The sequence below is a fragment of the Falsiroseomonas oryzae genome, assembly GCF_027856955.1.
Lineage (GTDB): Bacteria > Pseudomonadota > Alphaproteobacteria > Acetobacterales > Acetobacteraceae > Falsiroseomonas > Falsiroseomonas oryzae.
In genome coordinates this window covers 1-5,531 of sequence record NZ_JAPSMD010000358.1, presented here as the reverse complement: position 1 = coordinate 5,531, position 5,531 = coordinate 1, and the positions used below count along the sequence as shown (strand labels likewise).

The following is a 5,531-nucleotide window of genomic DNA, read 5'->3' as shown; positions in this document are numbered from 1 at the left end:
GCGCCGGCCAGGGGGCGGGCCAGGGGGCGGGTCATGGCGCCAGCGCCGGCTCCGCCGCGAGGCCTGCGGTGGCCGCCGAGAGCGAGGCGCGCGGGGCGCCGCGATGGTCCCAGTTGGCGTCGTCCAGCCAGGCCGCGATCGCGTCGCGCCGGGCCGGCCATTCGCCGTCCAGGATCGAGAAGAAGGCGGTGTCGCGCCGGCGGCCCTTCACCACCAGGTGGGCGCGCAGCACGCCTTCGAAGACGAAGCCGAGCCGCGCGGCGGCGGTGCGGGACGGGGCGTTCAGCGCGTTGCACTTCCAGACCAGGCGGCGGTAGCCCAGGTCGTCCATCGCGTGGCGCATCAGCAGGAACATCGCCTCCGTCGCGGCGCGGGTCCGCTGCATGGCGGGGGAGAACCAGATATGGCCGATCTCGATGGCGGCGTTGGCGGGCTGGATCTCCATCAGCGTCAGCCAGCCCTCCACCCGGCCGGAGCGGTGCGGGCGGGCGGCCCAGGCCATGGGATCGTGCTGGGCGGCGAAGCCGGCGACGTGGCGGCGCATGGCGGCGGCATCGGCGAAGGGGCCGTAGCCCATATAGGCCCAGGAATGGCCCGCCGGGTCGGCCTGGGCGGCCTGCCAGAGGTCGTCGGCGTGGCGCACCGCCAGCGGCTCCAGCGTCACCGCCGTGCCGCGGTGGGGGATGCGGGCGGGCAGGGGGCGGGGGGTGGTGTCCACCTCCGGCCCGGTCGGCGGGGTCGTCATTGCGGCGCTCCGGGTTGCGTGCGGAGCATGGGACAGGGCGTGGACTTGCGCCATCGCAAGGCGGCATGACCTTGGGCGTTGCAGCGTGCGGCGGCAATTGCGATGCAGCATGACGCAGCCGACCGAGTTGCGGCATCCCGCCGCACCGGGTGCGTTGCAGCCTCCGGCCGCCGCGTGCATCAAGGAGCCCGATGAGCACGACCGCTTCCGACCTGGGCGCGCCCGCCGCGGCCCCCGTCAAGGTCCCCCCCGGCTTCTTCCTGGAGACGGTGCTGAGCGTCCACCACTGGACCGACCGGCTGTTCTCCTTCACCTGCACGCGGGACCCGACCTTCCGCTTCGGTGCCGGGCAGTTCGCCATGATCGGGCTGATGGTGGACGGCAAGCCGCTGGTGCGGGCCTATTCCATGGTCAGCCCGCCCTGGGAGGAGCACCTGGAGTTCCTCTCCATCAAGGTGCAGCACGGGCCGCTGACCTCGCGCCTGCAGCACATCCGGCCGGGCGACGGGGTGCTGATCGGGCGCAAGGCGACCGGCACCCTGATGCCGGAGAACCTGCTGCCGGGCGGCGTGCTGTGGCTGTTCGCCACGGGCACGGGGCTCGCGCCCTTCATGAGCCTGATCCGCGACCCCGAGACCTATGACCGCTTCGACCGCATCGTGCTGGTGCATACCGTCCGGCAGGCGAACGAGCTGGCCTATCGCGGCCTGATCTCGGAGGAGCTGTTCGGCCACGAGCTGCTGGGCGAGCTGGTGCGGGAGAAGCTGACCTACGTCCCGAGCGTGACGCGGGAGGCGTTCCACACCTCCGCCCGGATCACGACGATGATTGAGACGGGCAGCCTGACTGCCGACCTCGGCCTGCCGCCGCTCTCGCCGGAGCGGGACCGGGCAATGCTGTGCGGGTCGGAGGCGATGAACGCGGATGTGCGCGCCCTGCTGGAAGCCCGCGGCTTCGTCGAGGGTTCCAACAGCGAACCCGGGAGCTATGTCGTGGAGAAGGCGTTCGTCACGAAGTAGGTGACGTTACCCGACGGCTCACGGCGCGGCCGGCGTTCACGGCGGCGTGACGCGGCCATTGCGAAAGGCCTCGTCAATCCGTAATGAGGCGCCAGCTTCAACCCGCCGCGCCGCGGGAACACGCGGACGGCACGTCTGGAGGGAACGAATGACCGACACGACGACGGCGGCGCCGGGCCGCCGTGGCCTGCTGAAGGCTGCCGCAGTGGGAACCGCTGGCGCAGCCGTGCTGGCCACGCCGAACGTCAGCCGTGCCCAGACGGTGACGCTCCGCTTCCAGTCCACCTGGCCGCAGCGCGACATCTTCCACGAATTCGCGCAGGACTACGTCAGCCGCGTGAACAGCATGGCGGGCGGCCGCCTGCGGCTCGAGCTGCTGGCCGCGGGCGCGGTGGTCGGCGCCTTCCAGCTGCTGGACGCCGTGCATGCCGGCACGCTGGACGGCGGCCATGGCGTCTCGGCCTACTGGTTCGGCAAGAACAAGGCGTTCAGCCTGTTCGGCACCTCGCCGCCCTGGTTCGGCGACGCCAACCAGCTTCTCGGCTGGTTCTACTACGGCGGCGGCCAGGCCCTGTACAACGAGCTGATGCACGACATCCTGCGGATGAACGCGGTCGGCTTCCAGACCGGGCCGATGCCGACGCAGCCGCTGGGCTGGTTCCGCACCCCGATCGAGCGGCCGGAGCAGATCCGCGGCCTGCGCTACCGCACCGTGGGCCTGGCAACCGACCTGTTCAACGAGATGGGTGCCGCGGTCGTGGCGCTGCCGGGCGGCGAGATCGTGCCGGCGCTGGAGCGCGGCGTGATCGACGGCGCGGAGTTCAACAACCCCTCCTCCGACCGCGTGCTGGGCTTCCCCGACGTGGCGCGGAACTACATGATCCAGTCCTTCCACCAGCGCACCGAGAGCTTCGAGGTGCTGTTCAACCGCCAGCGCTTCGACGCGCTGCCGGCGGAGCTGCAGGCGATCATCCGCCATGCCTCGGAAGCGTCCTCGGCCGACATGTCGTGGAAGCTGCAGGACCGCTACTCCCGCGACCTGGTCGCGCTGGCGCAGTCCGGCGTGAACGTGCGCCCGACGCCGCGGCCCATCCTGGATGCGCAGCTGCGCGCCTGGGACGCGGTGGTGCAGCGGCTGGAGGCGGACAACTCCTCGCCGGCGGCCGGGCCCTTCTTCAAGAAGGTCTGCGACAGCCAGCGCGAGTGGTGCCGCCGGGTGGGCGGGTTCTTCCTCCGCTACGAGGCGAGCCCGGTGATCTCCTACAACCACTTCTTCGCCCGCGGCTGAGCCGGGCGGGGCTTGACCGAAAGGGCCGGCCGGGGGCACCCCCGGCCGGCCTTTCCATGCAGCAGGGGGGATCCGGCCGATGACGGATCGCGGCGCCGTCTATCTCATCGCGGCCATCGTCGCGACGGCCATCGTCCTCGGCATCGTCTTCTCGAAGCGGCCGGGTGCGCTGAAGATCCTGCTGGGCATCGACCGGCTGTCCACCCTGGTCGGTCAGATCGGATCCTGGACCATCGTCGCGCTGACCGCGGTCATCGTCTATGACGTGACGGCGCGGCGGTTCTTCCGGGCCCCGACGGATTGGGGCTACGACACCTCCTACATGCTGTACGGCACGCTGTTCATGCTGGCCGGCGCCTATGCGTTGAGCCGCAACGGCCATGTGCGCGGCGACTTCCTGTACCGGAACTTCCATCCGACGATGCAGGCGAAGTTCGACCTGACGCTGTACATGCTGTTCTTCTTCCCGGCGATCATGGCCTTCATGATCTCCGGCTGGCACTTCTTCGAGCTGAGCTGGTCGCAGAACGAGCGCAGCTCCGTCTCGCCGACAGGGCCGGCGATCTGGCCCTTCAAGTTCCTGATCCCCTTCGTCGGGCTGCTGCTGCTGATGCAGGGCCTGGTCGAGGTGGTGCGCTGCGTGCAGTGCATCCGCACCGGCGACTGGCCGCCGCGCCTGTCGGACGTGGAGGAACTGGAGAAGCAGATCCTTCTCGCCGCGCAGGAGAAGGGCGCCGAGGCGCTGGCTGCCGAGATGGCCAAGGGCGGCGAGGCGGCGATCCTGAAGGTCGCGCATGAGGCGGAGGAGCGCGCGTCCCGCGATCCGCGACCGCATGCCCGCGACCACCACGAATCCTGAACCGGCGAGCCCATACCCATGAGTGATGCGGCCCTGGGGCTGACGCAGCTCCTGCTGTTCCTCTTCTTCATCATGCTGGGCTTCCCCATCGCCTTCACGCTCATGGCGATGGGGCTGTTCTTCGGCTACCTCGGCATGCAGGAGCGCGTCTTCGACCTGCTGGTGCAGCGCACCTACGCGGTGATGAGCAACGACGTGCTGATCTCCGTCCCGCTCTTCGTCTTCATGGGCTACATCATCGAACGGGCGAACATCCTGGACCGCCTGTTCCGCTCGCTGCAACTCGCCTCGGGCGGATTGCCGGGGTCGCTCGCGGTGGCCACGCTGGCGACCTGCGCGCTGTTCGCCACGGCAACCGGCATCGTCGGCGCGGTGGTCACGCTGATGGGGCTGCTGGCCTTCCCGGCCATGCTGCGCGCCGGCTACGACCCGAGGCTGGCTGCGGGCGTGACCTGCGCGGGCGGGTGCCTGGGCATCCTGATCCCGCCCTCCATCATGCTGATCCTGTACGGCGCGACGGCGGGCGTCTCCGTCGTGCAGCTCTACGCCGCGGCCTTCATCCCCGGCGTCACGCTGGCGCTGCTCTACATCCTCTATGCGATCGGGATCGGCATCATCCGGCCGGAGATGGCGCCACGCCTGCCGCCGGAGGAGCGCAACGTGCCCGTCGGCACGATCATCGTGTCGCTGCTGACCTCGTTCTTCCCGCTGGCCTTCCTGATCGCCGCGGTGCTGGGCTCGATCATCATGGGCCTCGCCACGCCGTCGGAAGCGGCGGCGATGGGCTCGCTCGGGTCCATCGTGCTGGCCGTGGTGTACCGCGCCTTCACCTGGCAGAAGCTGAAGGAGAGCGTGTTCCTGACGGCACGCACCAGCGCGATGGTCTGCTGGCTGTTCGTCGGCAGCTACATCTTCTCCTCCGTCTTCGGCTACCTCGGCGGACAGTCCGTGGTGGAGGAGTTCGTCAAGAGCCTGCCGCTGAACAGCTTCACCTTCATGCTGCTGGCGCAGGTGATCATCTTCATCCTGGGCTGGCCGCTGGAATGGACGGAGATCATCGTGATCTTCGTGCCGATCTTCCTGCCACTGCTGGACGATTTCGGCGTGAGCCCGATCTTCTTCGGCATCATGGTCGCGCTGAACCTGCAGACCAGCTTCCTCAGCCCGCCCGTCGCGATGGCCGCCTTCTACCTCAAGGGCGTGGCGCCGCCGCACGTCAAGCTGGAGGACATCTTCAAGGGCTGCATGCCCTTCATCTACATCGTCGTCTTCACCATGCTGATGGTCTACGTCTTCCCCGAGCTGGTGACCTGGCTGCCGGAGGCGCTGTACGGCCACGACCCGATCGAGCCCGGCGCGGCCAGCATCCTGGATGCTCCGCCGCCCGGCGGCTTCACGGAGCAGGAGGAGATCAGCCTGCCGCCGCTGAACTGATGGCGGCCTGGTCGCCCGAGGGCGCGGCGCGCTGGATCGCGGAGGCGGTCGAGACAGGCAACCCGCTCGGCGCGCTGCCGGACGACATCGCCCCGCGCGACGCGGCGCAGGGCGCGGACGTGGCGGCCGAGGTGCTGGCGCGGCTGGAGATCGCGCCCTGCGGCCTGCGCCTGCTGCGCCGGCCGG

Annotated in this window: 6 protein-coding genes; 5 read left to right on the top strand and 1 reads right to left on the bottom strand. The window is 69.8% G+C overall.

Annotated elements, in window-relative coordinates; genetic code table 11:
• Nucleotides 1-31 precede the first annotated feature (31 nt).
• Nucleotides 32-745: a GNAT family N-acetyltransferase gene (locus OZN99_RS24270; RefSeq protein ID WP_270937823.1), complete on the bottom strand. Its 714-nt coding sequence runs from the start codon at nt 743-745 to the stop codon at nt 32-34.
• A 191-nt stretch (nt 746-936) separates the two neighbouring features.
• Between OZN99_RS24270 and OZN99_RS24265 the strand changes: the two genes are divergently transcribed.
• The 5 genes from OZN99_RS24265 to OZN99_RS24245 all read left to right on the top strand — a co-directional run.
• Nucleotides 937-1,764 carry a ferredoxin--NADP reductase gene (locus OZN99_RS24265; RefSeq protein WP_270937822.1) on the top strand — a complete coding sequence of 276 codons (828 nt, stop codon included), beginning with the start codon at nt 937-939 and terminating at the stop codon, nt 1,762-1,764.
• Between the two features lie 148 nt (nt 1,765-1,912).
• Nucleotides 1,913-3,052: a TRAP transporter substrate-binding protein gene (locus OZN99_RS24260; protein ID WP_270937821.1), complete on the top strand. Its 1,140-nt coding sequence runs from the start codon at nt 1,913-1,915 to the stop codon at nt 3,050-3,052.
• A 79-nt stretch (nt 3,053-3,131) separates the two neighbouring features.
• A complete protein-coding gene (locus OZN99_RS24255; RefSeq protein ID WP_270937820.1) occupies nt 3,132-3,911 on the top strand; it encodes a TRAP transporter small permease subunit in 780 nt (259 codons plus the stop codon).
• Nucleotides 3,912-3,929: 18 nt separating this feature from the next.
• Nucleotides 3,930-5,345: a TRAP transporter large permease gene (locus OZN99_RS24250; RefSeq protein WP_270937819.1), complete on the top strand. Its 1,416-nt coding sequence runs from the start codon at nt 3,930-3,932 to the stop codon at nt 5,343-5,345.
• The coding region (locus tag OZN99_RS24245; protein ID WP_270937818.1) for a hypothetical protein at nt 5,345-5,531 on the top strand (187 nt) is incomplete at its 3' end. The genes OZN99_RS24250 and OZN99_RS24245, both read left to right, overlap by 1 nt.

Coding starts and splice junctions, on each gene's coding strand:
- OZN99_RS24250 (WP_270937819.1), top strand. CDS start 3,930: ATGAGTGATGCGGCCCTGGGGCTGACGCAGCTCCTGCTGTTCCTCTTC.
- OZN99_RS24260 (WP_270937821.1), top strand. CDS start 1,913: ATGACCGACACGACGACGGCGGCGCCGGGCCGCCGTGGCCTGCTGAAG.
- OZN99_RS24255 (WP_270937820.1), top strand. CDS start 3,132: ATGACGGATCGCGGCGCCGTCTATCTCATCGCGGCCATCGTCGCGACG.
- OZN99_RS24265 (WP_270937822.1), top strand. CDS start 937: ATGAGCACGACCGCTTCCGACCTGGGCGCGCCCGCCGCGGCCCCCGTC.
- OZN99_RS24270 (WP_270937823.1), bottom strand. CDS start 745: ATGACGACCCCGCCGACCGGGCCGGAGGTGGACACCACCCCCCGCCCC.